Origin of the sequence: Paenibacillus sp. PL2-23 (genome assembly GCF_040834005.1) — a bacterium.
Taxonomy (GTDB): domain Bacteria; phylum Bacillota; class Bacilli; order Paenibacillales; family Paenibacillaceae; genus Pristimantibacillus.
Window position 1 is genome coordinate 2,680,538 of sequence record NZ_CP162129.1, and the last position, 22,467, is coordinate 2,703,004.

At 54.3% G+C, this 22,467-nt stretch carries 30 protein-coding genes; all 30 read left to right on the forward strand.

Going from position 1 to position 22,467, the window contains the following annotated elements:
• Positions 1-2: 2 nt before the first annotated feature.
• The 30 genes from prsW to AB1S56_RS11605 all read left to right on the forward strand — a co-directional run bounded on the left by prsW (position 3) and on the right by AB1S56_RS11605 (position 22,443).
• Entirely contained in the window at positions 3-698 is a 696-nt protein-coding gene (gene prsW, locus AB1S56_RS11460) for a glutamic-type intramembrane protease PrsW (protein WP_340867668.1), read from the forward strand.
• Between the two features lie 45 nt (positions 699-743).
• Positions 744-902 carry a hypothetical protein gene (locus tag AB1S56_RS11465; RefSeq protein WP_340867667.1) on the forward strand — a complete coding sequence of 53 codons (159 nt, stop codon included), beginning with the start codon at positions 744-746 and terminating at the stop codon, positions 900-902.
• A 93-nt stretch (positions 903-995) separates the two neighbouring features.
• Positions 996-2,354: a germination protein YpeB gene (gene ypeB / locus AB1S56_RS11470; protein ID WP_340867665.1), complete on the forward strand. Its 1,359-nt coding sequence runs from the start codon at positions 996-998 to the stop codon at positions 2,352-2,354.
• 78 nt (positions 2,355-2,432) lie between these two features.
• On the forward strand, positions 2,433-3,089 hold the full coding sequence (locus AB1S56_RS11475) for a flagellar brake domain-containing protein (protein ID WP_340867663.1): 657 nt from the start codon (positions 2,433-2,435) through the stop codon (positions 3,087-3,089).
• A gap of 55 nt (positions 3,090-3,144) precedes the next feature.
• On the forward strand, positions 3,145-3,348 hold the full coding sequence (locus tag AB1S56_RS11480; protein WP_340867661.1) for a hypothetical protein: 204 nt from the start codon (positions 3,145-3,147) through the stop codon (positions 3,346-3,348).
• Between the two features lie 140 nt (positions 3,349-3,488).
• Positions 3,489-4,187, forward strand: coding sequence for a (d)CMP kinase (cmk, locus tag AB1S56_RS11485; protein WP_340867660.1), 699 nt, complete (start codon positions 3,489-3,491; stop codon positions 4,185-4,187).
• A gap of 3 nt (positions 4,188-4,190) precedes the next feature.
• Positions 4,191-4,766, forward strand: coding sequence for a lysophospholipid acyltransferase family protein (locus AB1S56_RS11490; protein ID WP_340867659.1), 576 nt, complete (start codon positions 4,191-4,193; stop codon positions 4,764-4,766).
• A 79-nt stretch (positions 4,767-4,845) separates the two neighbouring features.
• A complete protein-coding gene (rpsA, locus tag AB1S56_RS11495; protein ID WP_340867658.1) occupies positions 4,846-6,090 on the forward strand; it encodes a 30S ribosomal protein S1 in 1,245 nt (414 codons plus the stop codon).
• An 88-nt stretch (positions 6,091-6,178) separates the two neighbouring features.
• Positions 6,179-6,838 carry a hypothetical protein gene (locus AB1S56_RS11500; RefSeq protein WP_340867657.1) on the forward strand — a complete coding sequence of 220 codons (660 nt, stop codon included), beginning with the start codon at positions 6,179-6,181 and terminating at the stop codon, positions 6,836-6,838.
• On the forward strand, positions 6,838-7,752 hold the full coding sequence (locus AB1S56_RS11505; protein ID WP_340868006.1) for a YIEGIA family protein: 915 nt from the start codon (positions 6,838-6,840) through the stop codon (positions 7,750-7,752). Before AB1S56_RS11500 ends, AB1S56_RS11505 begins: the two co-directional genes overlap by 1 nt.
• The gene (locus tag AB1S56_RS11510) at positions 7,745-7,936 is read left to right on the forward strand and encodes a hypothetical protein (protein WP_340867656.1); all 192 of its coding nucleotides are present in this window, start codon (positions 7,745-7,747) and stop codon (positions 7,934-7,936) included. The genes AB1S56_RS11505 and AB1S56_RS11510 overlap by 8 nt, the downstream gene beginning before the upstream one ends.
• Before the next feature lie 111 nt (positions 7,937-8,047).
• Positions 8,048-9,370: a ribosome biogenesis GTPase Der gene (der, locus tag AB1S56_RS11515; RefSeq protein ID WP_340867655.1), complete on the forward strand. Its 1,323-nt coding sequence runs from the start codon at positions 8,048-8,050 to the stop codon at positions 9,368-9,370.
• A gap of 12 nt (positions 9,371-9,382) precedes the next feature.
• On the forward strand, positions 9,383-9,982 hold the full coding sequence (gene plsY, locus AB1S56_RS11520; protein ID WP_340867654.1) for a glycerol-3-phosphate 1-O-acyltransferase PlsY: 600 nt from the start codon (positions 9,383-9,385) through the stop codon (positions 9,980-9,982).
• A 5-nt stretch (positions 9,983-9,987) separates the two neighbouring features.
• Entirely contained in the window at positions 9,988-11,019 is a 1,032-nt protein-coding gene (locus AB1S56_RS11525) for an NAD(P)H-dependent glycerol-3-phosphate dehydrogenase (RefSeq protein WP_340867653.1), read from the forward strand.
• 77 nt (positions 11,020-11,096) lie between these two features.
• Entirely contained in the window at positions 11,097-11,372 is a 276-nt protein-coding gene (locus AB1S56_RS11530; RefSeq protein ID WP_340867651.1) for a stage VI sporulation protein F, read from the forward strand.
• A gap of 140 nt (positions 11,373-11,512) precedes the next feature.
• Positions 11,513-11,692 carry a DUF2768 family protein gene (locus tag AB1S56_RS11535; protein WP_340867650.1) on the forward strand — a complete coding sequence of 60 codons (180 nt, stop codon included), beginning with the start codon at positions 11,513-11,515 and terminating at the stop codon, positions 11,690-11,692.
• 69 nt (positions 11,693-11,761) lie between these two features.
• Entirely contained in the window at positions 11,762-12,064 is a 303-nt protein-coding gene (locus tag AB1S56_RS11540) for a 2Fe-2S iron-sulfur cluster-binding protein (RefSeq protein ID WP_340868005.1), read from the forward strand.
• Positions 12,065-12,075: 11 nt separating this feature from the next.
• Positions 12,076-12,693 carry a hypothetical protein gene (locus AB1S56_RS11545; RefSeq protein ID WP_340867648.1) on the forward strand — a complete coding sequence of 206 codons (618 nt, stop codon included), beginning with the start codon at positions 12,076-12,078 and terminating at the stop codon, positions 12,691-12,693.
• A complete protein-coding gene (locus AB1S56_RS11550; RefSeq protein ID WP_340867646.1) occupies positions 12,678-13,022 on the forward strand; it encodes a 2Fe-2S iron-sulfur cluster-binding protein in 345 nt (114 codons plus the stop codon). The genes AB1S56_RS11545 and AB1S56_RS11550 overlap by 16 nt, the downstream gene beginning before the upstream one ends.
• Before the next feature lie 24 nt (positions 13,023-13,046).
• Positions 13,047-13,799 (forward strand): hypothetical protein, encoded by a 753-nt coding sequence (locus AB1S56_RS11555; protein ID WP_340867644.1) that lies wholly within the window; start codon positions 13,047-13,049, stop codon positions 13,797-13,799.
• Between the two features lie 272 nt (positions 13,800-14,071).
• Complete coding sequence (spoIVA, locus tag AB1S56_RS11560; protein ID WP_340867643.1) at positions 14,072-15,550, forward strand: stage IV sporulation protein A; 1,479 nt, start codon at positions 14,072-14,074, stop codon at positions 15,548-15,550.
• A gap of 417 nt (positions 15,551-15,967) precedes the next feature.
• Positions 15,968-16,243 carry an HU family DNA-binding protein gene (locus AB1S56_RS11565; protein ID WP_340867642.1) on the forward strand — a complete coding sequence of 92 codons (276 nt, stop codon included), beginning with the start codon at positions 15,968-15,970 and terminating at the stop codon, positions 16,241-16,243.
• Between the two features lie 152 nt (positions 16,244-16,395).
• A complete protein-coding gene (gene mtrB / locus AB1S56_RS11570) occupies positions 16,396-16,617 on the forward strand; it encodes a trp RNA-binding attenuation protein MtrB (RefSeq protein WP_340867641.1) in 222 nt (73 codons plus the stop codon).
• Positions 16,618-16,811: 194 nt separating this feature from the next.
• On the forward strand, positions 16,812-17,399 hold the full coding sequence (locus AB1S56_RS11575) for a hypothetical protein (protein ID WP_340867639.1): 588 nt from the start codon (positions 16,812-16,814) through the stop codon (positions 17,397-17,399).
• Between the two features lie 102 nt (positions 17,400-17,501).
• The gene (locus AB1S56_RS11580; protein WP_340867638.1) at positions 17,502-18,374 is read left to right on the forward strand and encodes a heptaprenyl diphosphate synthase component 1; all 873 of its coding nucleotides are present in this window, start codon (positions 17,502-17,504) and stop codon (positions 18,372-18,374) included.
• Positions 18,375-19,103: a demethylmenaquinone methyltransferase gene (locus AB1S56_RS11585; RefSeq protein WP_340868003.1), complete on the forward strand. Its 729-nt coding sequence runs from the start codon at positions 18,375-18,377 to the stop codon at positions 19,101-19,103.
• The gene (locus AB1S56_RS11590; protein ID WP_340867637.1) at positions 19,100-19,978 is read left to right on the forward strand and encodes a UbiA-like polyprenyltransferase; all 879 of its coding nucleotides are present in this window, start codon (positions 19,100-19,102) and stop codon (positions 19,976-19,978) included. Before AB1S56_RS11585 ends, AB1S56_RS11590 begins: the two co-directional genes overlap by 4 nt.
• The gene (locus tag AB1S56_RS11595; protein ID WP_340868002.1) at positions 19,975-20,643 is read left to right on the forward strand and encodes a UbiX family flavin prenyltransferase; all 669 of its coding nucleotides are present in this window, start codon (positions 19,975-19,977) and stop codon (positions 20,641-20,643) included. The genes AB1S56_RS11590 and AB1S56_RS11595 overlap by 4 nt, the downstream gene beginning before the upstream one ends.
• Positions 20,612-21,472: a menaquinone biosynthesis protein gene (locus AB1S56_RS11600; protein WP_340867636.1), complete on the forward strand. Its 861-nt coding sequence runs from the start codon at positions 20,612-20,614 to the stop codon at positions 21,470-21,472. The genes AB1S56_RS11595 and AB1S56_RS11600 overlap by 32 nt, the downstream gene beginning before the upstream one ends.
• Positions 21,469-22,443 (forward strand): polyprenyl synthetase family protein, encoded by a 975-nt coding sequence (locus AB1S56_RS11605; protein ID WP_340867634.1) that lies wholly within the window; start codon positions 21,469-21,471, stop codon positions 22,441-22,443. The genes AB1S56_RS11600 and AB1S56_RS11605 overlap by 4 nt, the downstream gene beginning before the upstream one ends.
• Positions 22,444-22,467: the final 24 nt, after the last annotated feature.

The following is a 22,467-nucleotide window of genomic DNA, read 5'->3' on the forward strand; positions in this document are numbered from 1 at the left end:
CTATGCTTTTATTTTCTATCTTAGCAGCGGCGATTGCTCCAGGCATATCGCTGCTTACTTATTTATATTTGCGGGATCGTTATGCACCTGAGCCCATTCATATGGTCATTCGAATGTTCCTGCTCGGCGTGCTGGTTGTGGTGCCGATCATGGTTATTCAGCGGGGCTTCCAGATTTGGCTGGGCGATACGGTGTTCATATCCGCGTTCGTGCATTCTGCGTTTGTGGAAGAATTTTTGAAGTGGTTCGTTCTCTATCACGTCATCTACAATCATACGGAATTCGACGAGCCCTATGACGGGATACTGTATGCGGCCTCCATCTCGCTGGGCTTTGCCACGATGGAGAACGTCCTGTACGCCATGTATTCCACGACGTCGATCGGGTCGCTCATTATTCGCGCGCTCCTTCCGGTGTCGGGCCACGCCTTGTTCGGCGTCATGATGGGTTATTATATGGGCATCGCGAAATTTGCGAATTCCACCCGATCGAAGCTGTACTTGGCCATTTCCTTGATGCTGCCGTTCGCTCTGCACGGGCTGTACGATTGGATCATTCTGACCACCCGGCATGACTGGATATGGTTCATCGTCCCCTTCATGCTTCTGCTGTGGATATGGGGGCTGTACAAGATGAATCGCGCCAACGCGAGCTCTCCGTTCCGTTTCATGAGCCGGGAGGACGAGGTTAAACTGTAAACGATCCGTCCATACTGACCCTATACGAACATTCAGGAGGTTAGGATGGAAGCGGCACGCGTGAAGGTGACAATTCGCTGCAATGTATGCGGGGAGAAGTTTGTTCTGCGGGGCAAGCGGGAGAAGGGCATGGTCGATACGGGCTTTAAGCAATGCGTCTGCAATAATAGCAACGATCTGGATATCGAAGAGCATCCGGTATAGCCGTTCGGCCGCAAATGAATACCAAATATGCATAAAGCTCCTATCTACAATCCAAACTAACACCAGGTTTGGCATTAGAAAGGAGCTTTTTGCATGTACCGTAGACTTAGCTCGATCATGTTCCCGATATTGGTTGTCATGCTGATTGGCACCGGATATTGGGGCTATCAGGAGCATCAGGAAAAAAACTCGATTCTTATCAAGGCGGAAAATCAATATCAGCGCGCCTTCCATGATCTGACCTTCCATGTGGAAAAGCTGCATGAGCAGCTTGGCAACACGCTGGCAGTCAATTCCACCTCCAATGACTATCACCGCAAGGGACTTGTGAACGTATGGCGGCTGACGAGCCAGGCGCAGAACGAGATCAGCCAGCTGCCGCTGAGCTATTTGCCGTTCAACGAAGCGGAGGACTTCTTGTCCCGCATCTCCAACTTCGCTTACAAAACGGCGGTTCGCGATCTAACCAAGCATCCATTGTCTGACAGCGAATATCAGACGCTTCAGGCGCTGTATCAGAAGTCGGACGAAATCGCCAAGGACCTGCTCAGCATGCAGGAGGACGTTCTCCATAACAATCTGCGGTGGATGGATGTGGAAATTGCCATTGCGGCGGATCAGTCGGAGAGCGGCAATATCATTGTGGACGGCCTGCGCGGCGTCAACGAGAAGATAGGCGCCTATCCCGAGCTGGATTGGGGTCCATCCGTGAACAGCATCTATGAGAAGCGCACGATTAAGCTGCTTAGCGGCGAGCAAGTATCCTCGGAGCAAGTGAGGCAGAAGGCAGCCGAGTTTATGAAGATTGATCCGTCACAGGTGAACGTCACGGAAAACGGAAAGGGAACCGAATACTCCTCCTATTCCGCTGTCGTGTTCCCTGACGACCCCTCCCGCAAGGTGCAGATGGACTTCACACAGCGCGGCGGGGGCCAGCTGATCTGGTTCATGAAATTCCGGGATCTGGGACCGGCGAAGGTGTCGCTGGAGCAAGCGAAAGCAGCCGCAGACAAGCTGCTGGAGGAGCATGGCTTCACGAACATGCGAGCGGTAAGCTATGATATGTACGATGATTCGGGCACCTTTACTTATGTAAGCACGCAGAACGGCGTTTTGATCTACCCCGACAGGCTGACGGTTAAGGTGGCGCTCGACAATGGGGAGGCTGTCGGCCTTCAGGCCAGCGACTATGTGTACGAGCACCGCGAGCGTGAGCTGCCAAGCCCGATTCTTGGCAAGGACGAGGCCCGGCAAGCCATCAATCCCGCAATGGACATCTCTAAGGTGCAGCTGGCGTTGATTGACGGAGACTTGGGCGAAGAGGTGCTCTGCTATGAATTTACGGGTCAAATCAACGGTGCGCTGTACCGCATCTATATTAACGCGGAGTCCGGCATCGAGGAGTCCATTGAGCTGATGAACGAAGGCGACCGGAAGGCTTCCGCAGGTTAAGCGCAGCTCCGCTTAATCTCGATATAGCTCCCTACCATTCGACATGATATAATGTCACCTATATGGGAGGGGTCACTATTGCTGCCTAAGGTTAATCAGATGCTGCATTATCAGATCGCGTCGTCCGATGAAGAGGAAGCGGCGCTGGAATATCGTTCAAGGATTGCCGACGAGGAGGACGATTCCTACCTGATCGAATATCCGCTTAACGAGAAGACGGGACGACCGAAGCGCCTGTTCCTCGGCGATGAGCTGTCTGTTTATTTTGTATCGGGAGAAGGGGTCAAGCATTACTTCGACTCTCATGTGACTGGCTTCATGGAGGACGGCCTTATCCGTCTTGTCAAGATTATGAAGCCGGATCCGGAGCGCATGACCAAAGTGCAGCGCAGAAGCTTCCTTCGTATGCCCGCGACGCTGGATCTGGCCGTGAAGCTGTCGAATCTGGAGCGCTTCGTATGCCAGACGGACGATGTTGGGGGCGGGGGCATCTCATTTATCTGCGATCCCCAGTGGAACATCAAGCAAGGGTCCACGCTGGAATGCTGGCTGCTGCTGCCTTACAAGAATGGATCGCTTGAGCATGCTCCCTTCCAAGCCGAGGTGGTTCGCATTAATGAGCTTGAAACGGGACGCAAGCAGATCATGAGCAAGTTTGTGGCTATTAATGATACCGAGCGCGGGAAGATCATTCGCTACTGCTTCGAGAAGCAGCTTGAATACCGAAATCGATAACAGGAATAATGGGATGGGGATATAGGAATGCTAGCCTTAGGAAGGAGGCATTCCCATGCCTGATCAACAGCCTGCAGAAGGTTCAAAGGGCGATAAGGAGGAGGCGCTTCGGCTGGTTGGCGTGATCTGCGGATGGCTTGGCCGAGGGGCTGCTGTCCTGCTTATCCTGCTGCTGATTTGCCAGCTCGCCTTGCAAAATGAAACGTTCAGAAGCCTAGCGACAAGCGCGGATCGGTGGGAAGGAGCCCGCCTGAACTAGCGCTTCTCTTTTGCATCCCGAGGTAATGTGTGGTATAATTTTCACGTTCGCAGGCAATGCCTGCTTTTTCTTTGAAATGGGAGAGGATGTTCGTTTCATGGAGAAAGAGGCCGTCTTGATTCAAAGGGGGTTGACTCTTAGTGGCGTTGCAGGATGGTGACAGCGACCGAATCAACATCGCAATTGACGGGCCGGCTGGAGCCGGCAAGAGCACGGTCGCAAGAATGGTCGCCGGACAATTGGGGTATGTGTACATCGATACAGGCGCGATGTACAGGGCGGTGACGCTGAGCGCGCAGCGCCAAGGCATCACAGCCAAGCAAGATGAAGCTCTGGCTCAAATGCTGAATGAGCTCCGTATTGAACTGGAGCCCAGCTCGAACGGCCAATTGATCTATGTGAACGGCGAGAACGTCACGCAGGAGATCAGGTCGAGAGAGGTGACGCGCCAGGTGTCTTACTTCGCTGCAAGCGGAGTCGTGCGCCAGGTGTTAAGCGGCATGCAGAGAGAGCTAGCCGTCCGCAAAGGCGTTGTGATGGACGGACGGGATATCGGCACTCATGTGCTGCCGGACGCTGAGCTTAAGGTGTTCCTGACGGCATCTGTTCAGGAACGGGCCGCGAGACGGTTCAAGGAGCTGCCCGCCGATCAGGCCGTTCCGCTGGAGCAGCTGGAGCGGGAGATCGCTGAGAGGGACTCGTTGGACGAGCAGAGGGAAATATCGCCGCTTATTAAAGCGAAGGACGCCATAGAGCTGGACAGCAGTCATATGACGATCGATGAGGTTGTTGCCGCAATTGTGAAATTGGGCAGAACCAAATTAGCGGAGGCGAAGTAAACTATGTTATACGTCATATTCCGCTTTTTGCTCAGGGTCATGTATACCGTACTGTTCCGGCTGCAGGCTGTAGGCGTGGACAACATTCCGAAGGAAGGTCCCGTCATATTAGCGTCGAACCACATCAGCAATCTGGATCCGCCCACCATCGGCGTAAAGGTGCCTCGCAAGGTATACTTTATGGCGAAGGAGGAGCTGTTCAAGATTCCCGTGTTCGGAGCGCTGATCCGCTCTTTCGGGGCGTTCCCCGTGAAGCGCGGAGGCGTCAGCAAGGATGCTATCAAGTCTGGCATCGCTCTGCTGAAGGCAGGCAATGTAATGGGTATATTCCCTGAGGGCTCGCGCAAGACCCCGGGCTCGGCCAAGAAAGGAACGGCAATGATCGCTATGCGCAGCGGCGCTGTCATTGTGCCCGTCGCGATTGTTGGCGGCTATAAGCTGTTCCGGACAACGAAGGCCGTATATGGCAAGCCCATCTATCTTTCCGAAATTATTGATGAATCATCGCCAGATGCGCTGGATCAAGCGATGGAGGTCGTGATGGACCGCATTCGCGAGCTGTCCGCGCAGCATTCATAATTGTTTTAAATACCGCGGGCCAAGTGCCCACCAAGCGGGTTTAAATAAAGTTGGGGTATGAATTGAGGAGGTTATTTCAATGTCAGAAGAGATCAATGTGCAGGACTCCGTTGCGGAAGAAGTGAACCAGGACGCGATGGACAATTTTGTATCTTTGAAGAAAGGCGACTCCGTTAAAGGTACAATCGTCAAAATCGAAGATAACCAAGCTTATGTAAGCCTTGGATATAAATACGACGGTGTCATCCCGATTCGCGAGCTGTCCTCCGTTCAGCTGGAGAACGCAACTGACGCGGTTCAAATCGGTCAAGAGGTCGAGCTTAAAGTAGTAAGCATCGACGACAACAAGGAAAGCCTGGTCCTCTCGAAGCGTCTGGTTGACGGTGAGAAGGCTTGGGAAGAGCTGCAAGGCAAATTCGAATCCGGCGAGGTATTCGAGGTTGTTGTGGCTGACGTTGTAAAAGGCGGTCTTGTGGCCGACGTTGGCGTGCGCGGATTTATTCCGGCATCCATGGTTGAGCGCCATTTCGTTGAAGACTTCAGCGATTACAAGGGCCGTACGCTTCGCGTTAAAGTGAAGGAGCTTGATCTGGAGAACAAGAAGGTTATTCTGTCCCAGAAGGATGTGCTTGACGCTGAGTTCGAGCAGAACAAGCAGCAAGTGATGAACGACCTGCAGGCTGGCCAAGAGCTGGAAGGCACTGTTCAGCGTCTGACTCCATTCGGCGCGTTTGTCGATATCGGCGGCGTTGATGGTCTGGTTCACGTATCCGAGCTGTCCTGGCAGCATGTTGCGCATCCGAAGGATGTTGTAGCTGAAGGCCAATCCGTTCGTGTCAAAGTACTTAAAGTTGACCCTGCCGCTGGCAAAATCAGCCTGAGCATCAAAGCGGCTCAGCCTGGTCCTTGGGATACGGCTGCTGGTCAATTCAACGTCGGCGACATCGTAACGGGTACAGTTCGCCGTATCGTAACATTCGGCGCCTTCGTTGAAATCGCGCCTGGCGTTGAAGGCTTGGTGCACATCTCCCAGATCGCGCATCGCCATGTTGCGACGCCGTTCGAGGTGTTGAAGGAAGGCCAGGAAGTGAAGGCGAAGGTTCTGGACTTCAACCCTGCGGAGAAGCGCGTCTCCCTCAGCATCAAGGAGACAGAAGAAGCGCCTGAGCAGCCAGCTCAGGAAGCGAAGTCCGAGCGCGCTCCACGTGCGCCTCGCGCACCGAAGATCGAAGAGATCAACAATCCGAACGTCAGCCTGAACAGCTCCAGCATGAGCTATTCCTTGGGCGAGCGCTTCGGCGACAAGCTTAGCAAGCTGAAATAATGTGAAGGTTCACAAGGCTGTTCCTGCTCTCGGGCGGGAATAGCCTTTTTTTGTTGGCGCATAATAGGGGTACATGAGGTGATTGAACATGATATCGGGCTATGTATGCGCTATTGTTATTATCATTGTCTCCATTTTATGGGTCACGGGCTGGAGGGAGACGATCGCTCCCAATGTTTCTACTAGAGAGGTTCTCTTCTGTGCGGGCCTCCTGGCGCTTGCTGCAATGCCGCTCCCTCTATGGTTCTCGCCGCTGCCTTCAATGCCCGATGTGCAGCTCCATGCCTCGGCCAGCTTGCTGCTGCTTGGCGGGTTATTCGTCATCAGTCGAAAGGGCTTTGAAGGCTATCGCTCCTATATCGGCTCCTGCGCGATCATGGTCGGAATGGTATGGGGAAGCGTGAGGGGGCTGTATGCTCATGAGACGATGTTTTATGTGTTCCATCCCGACTGGGATGCTCCTTTGCTTGGCGGACTGTTGTGCGGAGCGTTTGCTTCCGAGCGCAAGCAGCAATTTGTTATCGTGACGTGGGGAGGCGCTCTAAGCGCTGTCGTGCAAAGGCTGCTGGAAGGAAGCGGCCTTGCTTCAATCGGAGCGTGGCCGTGGTGGGACGGAGTGGCTGCGGCCTTATCCGCTGCTGTGACGTTCACCATCGTATCTCGCGCCATCCGGCGGTGCCTGGTGAAGCTGGGGGCAGCGGGATGGCTGGGATGGCTTCGCCAACTGAAAGGAGACAAATCGTCATGATGGATTTTTATGAGCAGAATCATCATTTGATCAGTGTGTTGCTCGGCATCGCCTTCGGCATTATCGCCAGATTGTTAATGCTCAAGACGGATTACAGGCAATATCCGACGTATCCGCACGGCAGAATCATCCATATCTCCCTTGGCGTCATCGCTGCCGCTTTAGGCGCGGTAGCGGTGCCAGCCCTGTACAATAAGGATTATACGGCCATTACTTTTCTGACACTGGCGGCGTCTCAATTCCGGGATGTGCGCAAGATGGAGCGGGAGACACTGACCAAGATCGACAGCCTTGAGCTGGTCAGCCGAGGCGCTACATATATAGAAGGGATTGCCATGGTATTCGAAGGCCGTAATTATCTGGTGATCATGTCCGCGCTTTTGACCAGTCTGTTCGCCATTATGCTGAACTTCTGGTTCGGCATCGCGGCTGGGCTTGTCACGCTGCTGATTGTGCTCAAGCTGAAATCCGGCAAGTCGATCTCCCATATTGCCGCTGTTGAGCAGGGAGAGGTCAGGGTCGACGGTCCGGATCTGTTCGTGGACGATATCTATATTATGAATGTGGGTCTTAAGGCCAATCAGGATATTATCGCAAGCCGGGGCGTCGGCTACATTATTACTCCCTTCAATGCCAATGGCAAAGTAACCATTAGCAATCTCGGTCAGAGACAGGCCATTCTATATGACCTTGCCACTATATTAGGCGTATTCCGGGATGACGGGGAGCCTGCTCTTATCCCCATGGCGAAGCTGGATATGAAGGATGGAAGGCTGGCGGTATTCCTGCTCCCTCAAGAGAAGGACCCCGGCAAGGGCAAAGAAATTGTGCTGCGGGTGCCCATCCTGGAATCTGCGGTGAGAATGCCAACCGAGGCTCGGGTCAATCAGGGAGGAGGAGAGGGGCATGGCTAGAATTGTAGCGGTTGTATCCATTCATTCCGACGAGGTGCGAGGCGGGGCGCCCATATTTATTGCTCCGGATGAAGCCAAAATGGAGGATATCGCGTTTCTCTTGGAGAAAATATTGGATGCTAGCGCACACGATTTGAAGAACGGGACAATTGTTTTGGTGGATCATGCCAATGAGACCTATTAAATATGAAAAGTTAGCCAAGAGCGTTCTTTTTTGCTATGATGGGATACGTGAGAATTGCAGACATTCGATGAAATCTAAGCTTCACGAACTGTTAAGGAGTGAATAATGTTTATGGCAAGACCCGTTATTGCCATTGTCGGTCGTCCAAATGTGGGGAAATCTACGATTTTCAACCGTGTTATTGGCGACAGACTGGCTATCGTTGAGGATAAACCAGGCGTAACCCGCGACCGTCTCTACGGCACGGGGGAGTGGAACGGCAAGCCGTTCAGCATTATCGATACGGGTGGTATCGAAATTGACGGCGAAGATGAAATTATGAAATCGGTGCGGATGCAGGCGGAGCTTGCCGTGGAAGAGGCGGACGTCATCATCTTTATGGTGGACGCCAAAAGCGGCTTGACCCATGCCGACGACGAGGTTGCGCAGATGCTGTTCCGTTCACGCAAGCCTGTCGTGGTAGCGGTGAACAAGGTGGACAACGAAAATCGTATGGACGAGGTGTACGAGTTCTATGGGCTTGGCTTCGGTCAGCCGATTCCAATCTCGGGCTCTCATGGTCTTGGCATTGGCGATCTGCTGGACGCCGCCACGGATCTGCTGCCGGAGCTGGAGGATGACGGCTACGATGAGGACGTCATTCGAGTTGCACTCATTGGGCGTCCGAACGTTGGCAAGTCGTCGCTTGTGAACGCTCTGCTGGGCGAGGACCGCGTTATTGTCAGCAATGTAGCAGGCACAACGCGAGACGCAATCGACACGCCGTTCGAGCATGACGGCCAGCGCTACGTGCTGATTGACACAGCCGGCATGCGCAAGCGCGGCAAGGTGTACGAGTCAACGGAAAAGTACAGCGTCATGCGTGCGATGAAAGCGATTGAGCGGGCAGACGTCGTGCTTGTTCTCATTAACGGCGAAGAAGGCATTATCGAGCAGGACAAGCATATTGCCGGCTATGCCCATGAAGCGGGCAAGGCATCCATCTTTGTTGTGAACAAATGGGATACTGTCGAGAAGGACGATAAGACGATGGCTCATTTTACAGGGAAGATTAGGGATCACTTTCTGTTCATGACGTACGCGCCGGTTGTCTTCCTGTCCGCGCTTACGAAGCAGCGCCTACATAAGCTTCTGCCTGTCGTGAATCATGTATCCGAGCAGCACGCGATGCGCATTCAGACCCATCTGCTGAACGATGTTGTGTCGGATGCCGTAGCGATCAATCCGCCGCCTTCCGACAAGGGCAAGCGGCTTCGCATCAACTATGTGACGCAGGTGGCGACCAAGCCTCCGACGATCGTATGCTTTGTCAACGATCCGGACCTGATGCATTTCTCGTACGAACGTTATTTGGAAAATAAAATTCGCGCGGCATTCGATTTCGAAGGTACGCCACTTCGCATCTTCACGCGGCGCAAATCCGATGAAGACTAGGGGAGAAGAAGGTTGCTACTGGATATTGTCGCGGTTGCGCTCAGTTATTTGATCGGTTCGGTATCATTCAGCATCGTCATTGCGAAGTGGATCAAAGGCATTGACATCCGCCAGCATGGCAGCGGGAACGCGGGAGCTACCAATACGCTGCGCGTGCTTGGCAAAGGCCCCGGGATTCTAGTATTCGCATTGGATATTGCAAAAGGCGTGCTGGCTGTCTACCTCGGCTACACGCTGGGGGATAACGGGTGGATTCCCGTGCTGTGCGGCTTGGCAGCCATCATCGGCCACAATTGGCCGATCTGGTTCAGATTCAAGGGCGGCAAAGGCATCGCCACAACAATTGGGGTTATTGCGACCCTGGCGTTTTTCCCTGCCCTGTACGCGGGTCTAATCGCTATATTGGTTATTGTTATTACTCGTTACGTATCGCTGGGCTCGTTGATCTTCGCGGGACTGCTGCCCGTCTTTATCGTCTTGCTTCAACATTCCTGGCCGTTGTTCAGCGCGGCGCTTGCGATCGCGATTTTTGCTTTTGTTCGGCATCGGTCGAATATCGTTAAGCTGCTGCAAGGGACGGAGAACAAGTTAGGGGCTAAGAAGGAGGCATAAGCGGTATGCATGAAGGAGAGAACAGTCCGCGCAAGGCAGCCGTTCTGGTAGCTGGCAGCTGGGGAACGGCGCTTGCGCTGGTGCTTGCGAGCAACGGGTTTCACGTGACGCTGTGGACGCGCAATGCGGAGCAAGCCGATGAGATTAACAACAAACATCAGAACAGCCGTTATTTGCCGGGCAGCGAGCTGCCTCCGGGCATTACGGCATCGACGAGTATGGGAAGCGCTCTCGAAGGCGCGGAGCTGGCGTTGTTCGTTGCGCCGTCCGCCGTTATGCGGGAGGTGGCCCGCGCGGCGGCGCCGCATCTTGGAGCGAACACGCTTGTTGTCCATGCGACCAAGGGCTTCGAGGCGGATACGATGAAGCGTATGTCCGTCGTGCTTGCGGAGGAGCTGGGCCGCGACGCTTCGACGATCGTCGTGCTGACCGGGCCTAGCCACGCCGAAGAGGTGATCAAGAAGCAGCCAACAACGGTGGTTGTTGCCTCAGCTTCGCTGGAGGCGGCGGAGAAGGCGCAGGACGCGCTGATGAACGGCGACTTCCGCGTCTATACCAACGTGGATGTTGTGGGTGCCGAGGTGGCGGGCGCGATCAAAAATATTATTGCCCTCGGCGCGGGGCTTAGCGACGGTCTCGGATTTGGCGACAATGCCAAAGCGGCTCTCTTGACCCGAGGACTGGCCGAGATCGGGCGTCTAGGCGCGGCGATGGGCGCAAGCCCGATGACCTTCGCCGGTCTGGCCGGCGTAGGGGATCTGGTTGCGACTGGCACGAGCAAGCACAGCCGTAATTGGCGTGCAGGCTATATGCTGGGAGACGGAACGCCGCTCGAAGCCGTGCTTGAGCGAATCGGCATGGTGGTGGAGGGTGTCAGGACGACGCGCACCGCCTACCAGCTGTCGAAGCAATACAACGTCGAGATGCCTATTACTAATCAGCTGTACGAGGTGCTGTTCGAAGGGAAAGCGCCGAAGGCAGCCGTGGAGCATTTGATGGGACGCCTCAAAACGCATGAAACGGAGCCTTTGGGATAGGCGCCCTGCGCCTACACCAATTCCATACCCTCCTCATATGATGCTAGAAGCTCATAGACCAGAGGAGGGTGAGAAAATTGTCCAAAGGTTTACCCAAAGACGTGTTGAGCGCGATTAACAAAAAAACAGGCAAAAACATTTCCGAGAATGCCATCAAGAAATTGGCAAGCGGAGTCAATCCCAATACGCTGCAGAACGAAGCGGAGCTTCGCAAGCTGATCAAACAGGTGGCCGATATGGCGAAAATAAAGGTGCCGGACTCGACCGTAAGCGATATTGTTAAGGCTGTAAAGTCGAGCGGTATGTCTCCATCTAACCTGGAGAGCCTCGTCAAAATGATGATGAAGAAGTAACTATGCCAGACAAAAGCTTGCGAAGGCTCCCCGGGAGCGCGCCCGCGCGGCGATATTCGCGAAGCTTTTGTCCTTTTTTTTGACGGGTGCTATAATGGGGAAGAATTTATTCCGAACGAAGTTAGGAGAATGGAACGGCAATGGACGCAATGACGAAGATGTGGATTTCATTTCTCGGGATTGGGCTGATGGCGATTGCGGCATTCCTGATCACCTTTGCCCGTGTGAAAACCAAGGGCTTTATTAAATTTATATTATCCTTTATCGCGTTTATCTTATTATTATTCGGCTTTATTTATGGCTTCTTCTCTATTCTGTAGCGGGAGCGGGCAACGATGATAAACGTACATACTATTTACTATGGTGAAAATAAGAAGGAGCTGAACGGTATGCTTGAGCTTATTATGACGGGAAAAACGGTTACCAAAACAGTAGAGGCGGAAGCAGGGCTTACCCTATTGGACCATGCCATCAAATATGATATTGATTTCGGCTTCTCCTGTACGCGGGGAACCTGCGCCAGATGCCGCTGCCAAATCACGGAAGGGCTGGGCCTTCTTGAGGAGGTAACGGATGAGGAGTGGGATCGTCTGGAGCCGGAGGAATTCGAGCAAGGATTCCGATTAGGCTGCCAGGCGGTCGTGAAGGAGGGCGCTGGCCGCATTGTTGCGGTCAACAAAACGTACTTCTAAGGAGCAAGAGCATGTCGGAAACTACAAATATTCATCATGCGCTGGCTATTATTGCGGACGCTGCAGGGACAAGCGGCTGGGCGCTTGGAGGCAGCGCCGCTCTTCTGCTGAGAGGCATCCCGCTGGAGGCGCCGCCGCGTGACATCGATTTATATTGCGATCAGGCCCGGCTGGACAGCCTGCACCTCGCGCTGGCTCCTTACGCAACAGACAGCCCCGCGTACAGCGAGACGCCGATCTATCGGTCCACGCTTAGCCACTATGTCATTGGCGCCTGCAAGGTGGAGCTTGTGACTGATTTCCAGGTGGATGCGCACGGCTGCCGATATAGGGTGGATGTCGCGGGTTTTCTTGTTCCGTTCGGGGACGAGGCTGAGCTGGAACTGAGCGAGACACGTCATTCAGGCAGCCCGCGGGTACGGGTTGCGCCGCTCGCGCACGAGCTGCTGTTCAACGTGCTGCGCGGGAGAGCGGATCGCATCTCAACCATTGCCGAGGCGATGGGCCGAGAGGCGGAGCGGCAGGAGAGGCTGCTAGCCGAGCTGGAGGCGCGCAACGAAATAACAAGCGAGATCAGCGCGCAAATGCGCTGTCTCCTGGGAGGAGAGCGAGCATGGACGCAGAGGTAGTGTTCTATCCCGGCGGCAAGTCAGCCAGAGTCAGGCGCGGCACAACCGTATTGGACGCGGCCAGAAGAGCCGGCGTCACCATTGCCACAAGATGCGGCGGCAAAGCGGCCTGCTTTATGTGCAAGGTGACGGTCAGACCATCCAGCGAGCTGCTTCCGATGGGAGACGCGGAGCGGAGGAAGCTGGCGGGGCTGGAGCAGAAGCATATGAGGCTGGCGTGCCAGACGCGTGTATCCGGCAGGACAGAGGTTGAGCTTCCGCCGGATCCGCTGCGTTCGGCCGTGGCCAACGCTCTGGCGCGGCAGAAGGAAATGGATGAGCTATGGTAAGGAAACGAAACGGAGGTTCCCGCAATGAAATTTCGCACAACAAGACCGTTTGGAAGCGCATGGCGAGCTGCGGCGGCATGTCTGTTGCTTGCCGCGTTCATGACGCTTCTGACCGGCTGTCTATATCCGGAGGATAAGCTGCAGCAGAACATGCCGCCCAAGGAAGCCGTGCGCAATGTGCAGGCGGCAGTGGATCAATATTTTCAGGAGCTTGGCCTTCTGCCGATCGCGAACAGCGGTCAGGAGGTGCCGAGATATGAGAAGTTTAAGGTGGATTACAAGAAGCTGACGGGCAAGGGCTACTTGAGCTCGATCCCGACGTCCGCGTTCGAGAATGGCGGCAATTATTATTTTCTGATTATCGATGAGGAGACCGAGCCGCGCGTCAAGCTGATGGATATTGTAACCTCGCAGAAAATAAATGATATCCAGAACTGGGTCAAGGGGCACCTGGAATCCAGAGGCGAGCTTCCCAAGGCGGGAGAGATGTATCCCGGTTTCTATTCCATTGATTATGACAGCATGGGCCGCAAGGCGCCGGACATCCCAAGCGTGTTCAGCGGCACGCTGATTTCCGCAATCATGGACGACAACGGCGTTGTATACGCCGATTACGGCATCGATTTGATGCAGCTGATGAGCAGAGACAACAGCCTGCAGGCCGACGAACAAACGGATTTGCGAGAGTGGCTGGTGGACGCCTCGGACTTTGTGCCAGTCAAGTCGCCGGTGTATCGCCTTCAGGACGGAGAGCCCGTCGCCGTGCAGCCAGAATAGACCTCGTACAACAACTCCCTTCCCGATATGCGGGAAGGGATTTTTTGCGTGCGCGGGCATAGAAAGGAGACGCCTCTCATATATTTCAATCTTGGAAGGGAAGCAGGGTTCATCCGGTGAAAAAAAGATTTCGTAGAAGCAGTCGTCATATTTGGACAGTCCGGACATAAGCTATTACTAGTCCAAAAAGCATGTACGAGTTGCGTCGCTGGCCTGCCCTCTTGTCCGGTGGATGGCGGCGAACCGGAAATTCAATTGGGAGGGGATATTCAGTGGAGAAAGTAGACATTTTCAAGGACATAGCCGAACGTACCGGCGGGGATATTTACCTCGGGGTAGTAGGGGCTGTCCGGACGGGCAAATCAACGTTTATTAAGCGATTCATGGAGACGGTAGTGCTTCCCAACATTGCGAGCGAATCCGACCGTGCCAGAGCCGTGGACGAACTTCCTCAAAGCGCCGCAGGCAAAACAATTATGACAACCGAGCCCAAATTCGTGCCTAATCAAGCGGTCCAGCTCAAAGTGGCGGAAGGGCTTGAAGTAAATGTAAGGCTGGTCGACTGCGTCGGCTACGCGGTAGAAGGGGCAAAAGGCTACGAGGACGAAAATGGCCCGCGCATGATTACAACGCCATGGTTCGATGAGCCGATCCCGTTCCAGGAGGCTGCTGAGATCGGCACCAGGAAGGTTATCCAGGAGCATTCGACACTCGGGGTTGTCGTTACGACGGATGGCTCTATCGCAGAAATTCCAAGAAGCTCGTACGTCGTTGCGGAAGAGAGAGTTGTGGAGGAGCTGAAGGAGGTTGGTAAGCCGTTTGTGCTCATCATCAACTCCACTCGTCCAAAAAGCGAGGAGACACAGCAGCTTCGCAGCGAGCTGCAGGCGAAATACGACATTCCGGTTATCGCGCTCAGCGTCGCGACGATGGGCGAAGAGGAAGGCACGGCCGTGCTTCGCGAGGTGCTCTATGAGTTCCCTGTACACGAGGTGAACGTCAACCTTCCTAGCTGGGTAATGGTGCTGAACGACAATCATTGGCTGCGCAGCAACTACGAGAATTCCGTGCGAGACACGGTTAAGGATATTCGCCGATTAAGAGATGTCGAGAGAGTCGTTCAGCAGTTTATGGACTACGACTTTATCGCCAAAGCTGGACTTAGCGGCATGAATATGGGGCAAGGCGTAGCGGAGATCGATCTCTATGCGCCGGATGAGCTGTATGATCGCATCCTGATGGAGGTGGTCGGCGTTGAAATCCGGGGCAAGGACCATCTGCTCCAGCTGATGCAGGACTTCTCGCATGCCAAGCGCGAATACGACCGCTTCGCCGAAGCACTGGAGATGGTGAAGACAACGGGCTACGGCATAGCCGCGCCGTCATTGGCCGAAATGATGCTGGATGAGCCGGAGCTGATTCGTCAAGGCTCCCGATTTGGCGTAAGGCTGAAAGCAACAGCGCCTTCCATCCATATGATCAGGGTGGATGTGGAATCCGAATTCGCCCCGATCATCGGCACCGAGAAGCAAAGCGAAGAGCTGGTGCGTTACTTAATGCAGGATTTCGAAAACGATCCAATCAAAATTTGGGAATCCGATATTTTTGGCCGCTCGCTGCACTCCATCGTCAGAGAAGGCATTCAGGGCAAAATCGCGATGATGCCGGACAATGCGCGGTATAAGCTGCAGGAGACGCTGGGCCGCATCATCAACGAAGGCTCGGGCGGCTTGATCGCCATCATCCTGTAATAGCATAATAGAAGCCCGGGGCTGCCCGGCTCGGTCAACTTGACCGAGTCAGGCAGCTTCTTGCTATTGTCAAGGCGCTGACGGAAACATTAGAAAAAGTTTCTTTTCCGGCTGAAATCAAGGAAATAACTTGAAATTGCGTTTGCACTGTATTACTATAGTTTTGTTCAAGCATAAGGGATTAAGGAACGGCGCAGCCGTAAGCGCTAGCGTACAGCAATTGAAGGGTTGAGTTTTGTGCTTGCTCATACATCGGCTGATCTGGGAATGAAGCTCATCATTGCGCGTGCAGATGTATATATTTTTAGTTTTCGGTGAATAAGAGGGATAAGAGGAAAAACTGAACTAATGCTTACGAAGTAAGTTTTTCTCAAAGGCTAGCGCCTGATTGAGAAAAACTTTTAAGGAGGTGAAACCATGAACAAAACCGATCTGATCACGAAGGTAGCGGAACTGTCCGAGCTGTCCAAAAAGGATGCGACGAAAGCGGTTGACGCTGTATTCGAAGCGATCTCGGAAGCTCTTCAAAGCGGAGACAAGGTGCAGCTCGTTGGCTTTGGCAACTTTGAAGTGCGCGAACGTCAAGCACGCAAAGGCCGCAACCCGCAGACAGGCGAGGAAATCGATATCGCCGCAAGCAAGATGCCGGCATTCAAACCAGGCAAATCTCTTAAGGACCTTGTATCCAATTAACGTATAGCAAGAGTAACGCTCGAACGTCACGCGGTTTGGGCGTTTTTCTTTTTTTTCGCCTGAGGCTGACGCACTGCCATTGCGCAATAGGGATACTTCCTCTATAATTCTGATGATGGGTTGTTATGCATTGACGATGCGGGGGGATCACTATGGAGCCTACTATTGGCGAATACATTGTAATCAAGGCTAAGGATCAAGGCGTGCAGGTCATCGGATTGACGCGCGGCCATGATACGCGGTTCCATCATACGGAGAAGCTCGACAGGAACGAAGTGCTGATCTGCCAGTTTACCGACCATACCTCGGCTATTAAAATTCGGGGCAAAGCTACCGTAATGACCAAATACGGGACGGTCGAAACCGATCAATAGGTCTGAATGCAAAGCAGGCGATGCCTGCTTTTTTTGTGCCGAATGGAGATGCGCGCTGACAAGCCGAATAATCAATGTTCCGCTCTCGTACACTGTTGTATAAGGTTTGGGGGCAAGTCCGAAGCGGGGAGATGAATATCCTTGCCAGGTTGAACGCCCGCCAGCCATTCACTGCAGAAAGCGGGGGTGCGTTCATGCGCATTGGCAAAGTATACACGATCGCATTAGCGGCGACGCTATTGATTACGGCCTCGGCGGGCTGGCTGCCTGCCGCAATGAAGCAGAGCCGAGAGGCAGGCGGGCATATTGCCGTCTTCCATGGAGAGCCAATCATTCAACTGTCCAATGCCAATATCGTAGACGCGCTGGCTGCCGTGGAGCTGCAAGAAAGGCTCGGCCATGCGGAATGGAGGAACGCCGTATTGAGTCTGGAGCTGCTTGTGCCAAGCGGGAGCGGCAGGCCGGCAGCCTGGTTCAGCGACATCGAGAAGCTGATTACGTTGTCCTTCCTGCAGCTGAACAATGTCAACAGGCTGCTGGTCCGCATTATGGAATGGGATGAAGGCGGCAAGCGGCTGCTGGCGGCTGTCGATGTGCGCGCAAGCGATGGCTGGCTGCAGGATGAGAGATTCCAGCTTCCAATCTCGGATCCCGTTCATGACGAAGGCTGGCGTCAGCGTCTGAGGCTGAGCTTCACATCGGCCTGGATCGAGCGATTCGGATTGCCGGCGGGCTACTCCGCGCATGCAAAGCGCGAACAGGCTGCGGATATTGCGAAATGATGAACAACTGGGCAACCGAATGCTCTCATGTTAAAGTTGTGTTATAATAATTTAGATATTAACGTGCAAGTTCCCTGTCACAAACGTTCGGAGGCTTCTACCATGACAACTTACCGCATTTCAGATATGACGAGGCAGCAGGCGAAACACGATATGATCGACAAGCATATTGAGCTGCCGCCGCTTGCGGAACCGAGAGCGCGGATGCTGTTCGCGTTCCTGAACCAGCAGGGACCGACCGCCGCTGCTAACAGTGAGCTGTACACGCTGGTTGTAACGCTTGTCCAGCTGGGCATGGACACGCATGACCTGATCGATACCGAAACGACGCATAGATCGGAGCGGGAGATGCGTTCCAGACAGCTGAAGGTGCTGGCCGGCGATTTCTTCAGCGCACGCTTCTATCAGCTTCTAGCCAATGCGGGGCAGATTGACATGATCGCCAGCATCAGCAGCGCCGTATGCGAAGTTAACCGCTTGAAGGTTAATCTGTATACTCGTATGAGAGGCTTGCGCGTGACGGCTGAAGATTATTTCGGCTATGCGGTTCAGCTGAGAAGCGAGATGTTCCGCCAATTCGCGGGCATGCTGGAGGGAGCTTCATCCAGGCTTTGGCCAGAGCTGCTGCACGGAGTAAGCCGCTGCGAGGTCGCGCTGGACGAGCTGGAGAGATGCGGCTCCGACAGCAGATTCGATAAAAGCTGGGCGTACTGGCATATCCTGCAGGCGGGCACCGAAGAGGAACGGCAAGCGCTTCTGTCGGAGACGCCAAGCAGCTCCTTCATTCAGTCGCTTCTGCACAAATATGATATACGCTCTCAGCTTGTCGCCAAGCTCAAGCATGCCGCGGAAGGAATGAAGGCGGCGGCTGCGAAGCTGGAGTCGGACAAGCTGCAGAGAGAGTTGGCGAGCATTGCTGACGCCATGCTGGCAAGGCTTGCGGGCGGAGTGCCCGCGCTTAACGAGACGAGGTGACTGGAAGTGAACAACACAGAATCGAAAAGCCATGTGCATGCGTTATTCGAGACGATCGCTCCCCAATATGATTTCATGAATGATGTGATCAGCTTCAGAAGACATAAAGCATGGCGGAAATATACGATGAAGCGGATGGATATGAAGCCCGGGCAGAATGCGCTTGATATTTGCTGCGGAACCTGCGATTGGACGATCGATATGGCGCAGGCAAGCGGCTCGGGACAAATTGTTGGCTTGGACTTCAGCCAGAACATGCTGGACGTCGGCGCGGTGAAGGTTGAACGGCTGGGATTGAAGAACCAGATCAAGCTGGTGCAGGGCAACGCGATGAGCCTGCCGTTCGAGGACAACAGCTTCGACTTTGTAACGGTCGGCTTCGGCCTGCGGAACGTTCCCGATTACGTGCAGGTATTAAGTGAGATGCGCCGAGTCGTCAAGCCAGGCGGCCAGGTTGTCTGTCTGGAGCTGTCCAAGCCGACATGGCAGCCGTTCAAGAGCATTTATTATTTATATTTTGAGCGTATTATGCCTTGGTTCGGCAAGCTGCTTGCTGGAAAATTCAAGGAATATCAATGGCTTCCAGACTCGCTGAAGCTGTTCCCGGATTCACAAGGGCTGAAGGAGCTGTTCCGGCAAGCCGGAATGCCGGATGCCGAGGTGCGACTCTTCTTCGGCGGTATTGCTGCGCTTCATATCGGCACGAAGGGAAGAGATGGGCAGCGATGATCCGCAAATTACGTATTATACTGGAAATGATCAAGTTCGAGCATACCATATTCGCGCTTCCGTTCGCTTATATGGGGGCGGTGCTTGGGGCTGTCGTCATGGAGGGATCGCTTCCCTCCTGGAGCGAGATTGGCTGGATTACACTGGCCATGTTCGGAGCTAGAAGCGCGGCGATGAGCCTGAATCGGCTCATCGACAAGGCGATTGATCTTCGCAATCCAAGGACCAAGGACAGGGCGCTGCCTGCAGGCCTGCTGAAATCCGCAGAGGTGCTTGCCTTTATTGCGGCATCATTCGCTCTCCTGTTCTGGGCTGCCGCGAATCTGGCACCTATTGCGATGAAGCTGATGCCGATCGCTGTATTTTTTTTGTGCCTCTATTCCTATACCAAACGTTTTACCTGGCTATGCCATATCGTGCTGGGACTCACCATTGCCTTGTCTCCGCTTGGAGGCTGGGTCGCCATAACGGGTCAATTCAACGCGACGGCGTGGCTGCTGTACGGAACGGTGGCCTTGTGGATCGCCGGCTTCGATATTATTTACGCGACGCAGGATTATGAATATGACCGGAACGCCGGTCTCTATTCGATTCCATCGCGCTTCGGCATCAACGGCGCCATCTGGATTGCGAGATCGCTTCATATTGTCACGGCAGTCGGCTTCGTGGCATTGTTCTGGATGACAGAGCTCGGCTGGATGTATCTGCTGGGCGCGCTGCTGTCAGCAGGACTGCTGTTCTATCAGCATTGGATGGTGAGACCGACGGACCTGTCCAGGGTGCAGACCGCGTTCTTCGGCATGAACGGCACGCTTAGCGTTGTGTTGTTCCTCTTTACTATCGCGGATCTGGCGGTGCTTGGCCGGTGGTCATGAATGAAATCGACAAGCTGAAGAAAGCCAGCCCGCCTCGCAGACGTTGGATTGTTGGTCTGACGGGCGCCAGCGGAGCCATATATGGCATTCGCCTCATTAAGGAGCTGCTGCGCCAGCAGTACGAAGTGCATCTGATTGTCTCGGAGGCGGGCTGGCGTGTGCTGAAGGAGGAGCTGGGCTGGGAAACCGTCCGCAGGGCGGATGCCCTCGGCCAAGCCTTTCCGGGAAGCCTGGACGCTGGGGCGCTCGTCTATCACCCCAACGGGGACATCGGCGCCTCTATTGCAAGCGGCTCCTTCCGCGTGGAGGGCATGCTCATCATGCCGTGCTCCATGGGCACATTGTCCGCCATAGCTCATGGCGCTTCCAGCAATCTGATGGCGCGGGCTGCGGACGTCATGCTGAAGGAGGGGCGCAAGCTGCTCCTGGTTCCAAGGGAGACGCCGCTCCACGCCATTCATCTGGAGAACATGCTGAAGCTGGCCAGACTTGGCGTTCGTATGGTGCCGGCCATGCCGGCGTTCTACTTCAAGCCGCAATCGATGGATGAGATGATTGATTTCCTCGTAGGCAAAGTACTGGACAACGTAGATATAGAGCATGATTTGTACAGAAGATGGGGAGATGAGCACAATGGGCAACCTGCGCCCGATCACCATCGGTGAAATTGATTACGCGAACGCATGGCCTTTGTTCAAGTCGTTCTCCAGCCATGCCAAGCCGCTACCATATGAAATCGTATCAAGGGTTCCCGCTGAGCTGAATCGTCTCCTGCATGCAGGAGAGCTGGACGTGTCCGCGATTTCGTCCTTCTCGTACGGGCAATATTGCAGAGATTATGTTCTGCTGCCCGGCTTGTCGGTAGGGTCGATCGGCAGGGTGCATTCCATTCTGCTGTTCACGAAGGAGCCGCTGGAGAAGGTGAAGCCGCGGCGAATCGCCGTGACAACCGCTTCGGCGACATCGGTCAATTTGTTAAAAATTATTATGGCTATGCGCTTTGAGCTGGAGCCGGAATATGTGCCGGCGGAGCCCAAGCTGGAGGAGATGCTCCGCATTGCCGACGGCGCGCTGTTGATCGGCGATCCTGCGATTACGGCCTCCTGGAGCTGCAGCGGCTTGCATATGCTGGATTTGGGCGAGATCTGGAACAGCTGGACTGGGCTTGGCATGACTTATGCTGTAGTCGCTGCCAGAAGGGCCGCGGCGCAGCAGCAGAGCGATGCTCTCGCTGCAGTATTCCGGGCGATGCATGGGTCCAAAAACGAGCTGCTCCGCGATCCCAACAGACTTGTTACCCGGGCTTGCGGGCTCATTGGCGGAGAAGCGGCCTATTGGCGCACATACTTCCAGTCGCTGCGCTATGATTTTTGCGAGAAGCTGCAGGACGGACTCGCTTTATATTTCAAGTACGCGAAGGAGCTGAACCTGCTCCAGCACGAAGTGGACTTTTCATTTTATGAAGAACAATCCCCCCAAAAGGTGAAGGAATGAAACTATTAGACTTGTATGCAAAGATGAAAGGCGATCTGAATCAGATCGAGCAGGAGCTCGAGAGAAGCGTGACGGACGATCATGCGCTGCTAAGCGAGGCTTCCACCCATCTGCTCAAAGCAGGCGGCAAGCGGATACGCCCCGTGCTTGTGCTGCTGGCGGGCAAGTTCGGCGATTACAAGCTGGACCGCTTGAAGTCGGTAGCCGTTCCGTTGGAGCTGATCCATATGGCTTCCCTTGTTCATGACGACGTGATCGATGACGCGGAGACTAGACGGGGACAGCTGACGGTCAAATCCAAATGGGACAACCGCATCGCCATGTACACCGGCGATTACATACACGGCAAGGCGCTGACGATTGCTTCACAATTGTCGGATCCGCAAATCCATCGCATTTTGTCCAACGCGCTTGTACAAATGTGTATTGGAGAGATGGAGCAAATTCGCGATTTCTTCAACACGGAGCAGACGATTCGCAACTACTTGCTGCGCATTCGCCGTAAAACGGCGTTGCTTGTAGCGATCAGCTGCCAGCTTGGCGCGCTTGCGGCAGGCGCCGATCGAGTGACGGCTAATAAGCTGTACCGTTATGGCTACAATGTCGGCATGACGTTCCAAATTCGCGATGACTTGCTGGATTTATACGGAACGGAGAAGCAAATCGGCAAGCCGCCGGGCTCTGACATTCGCCAGGGCAACATGACGCTGCCCGTGCTTCTCGCACTCCAGGACGAGAAAGTCAGAGGGCCGCTTCTGGGGGAAATTTCCTATATTCGCGGCCATGAAGGCTTCCCGGATACGACGCGGGCCATATCGCTCATACGATCCAGCGAGGGCGGCGGCCTGGCTGAGGAGTTGGCCAATCAATACATACGCAAAGCTTTGCAAGCGCTAGAAGGATTACCGGAAATCGCGGCGAAAAAGAATTTGATTGATATTGCGCATTTTGTGGGCAAACGAACCTATTAAATACAAGTCGCGGCAGGAGAGGGG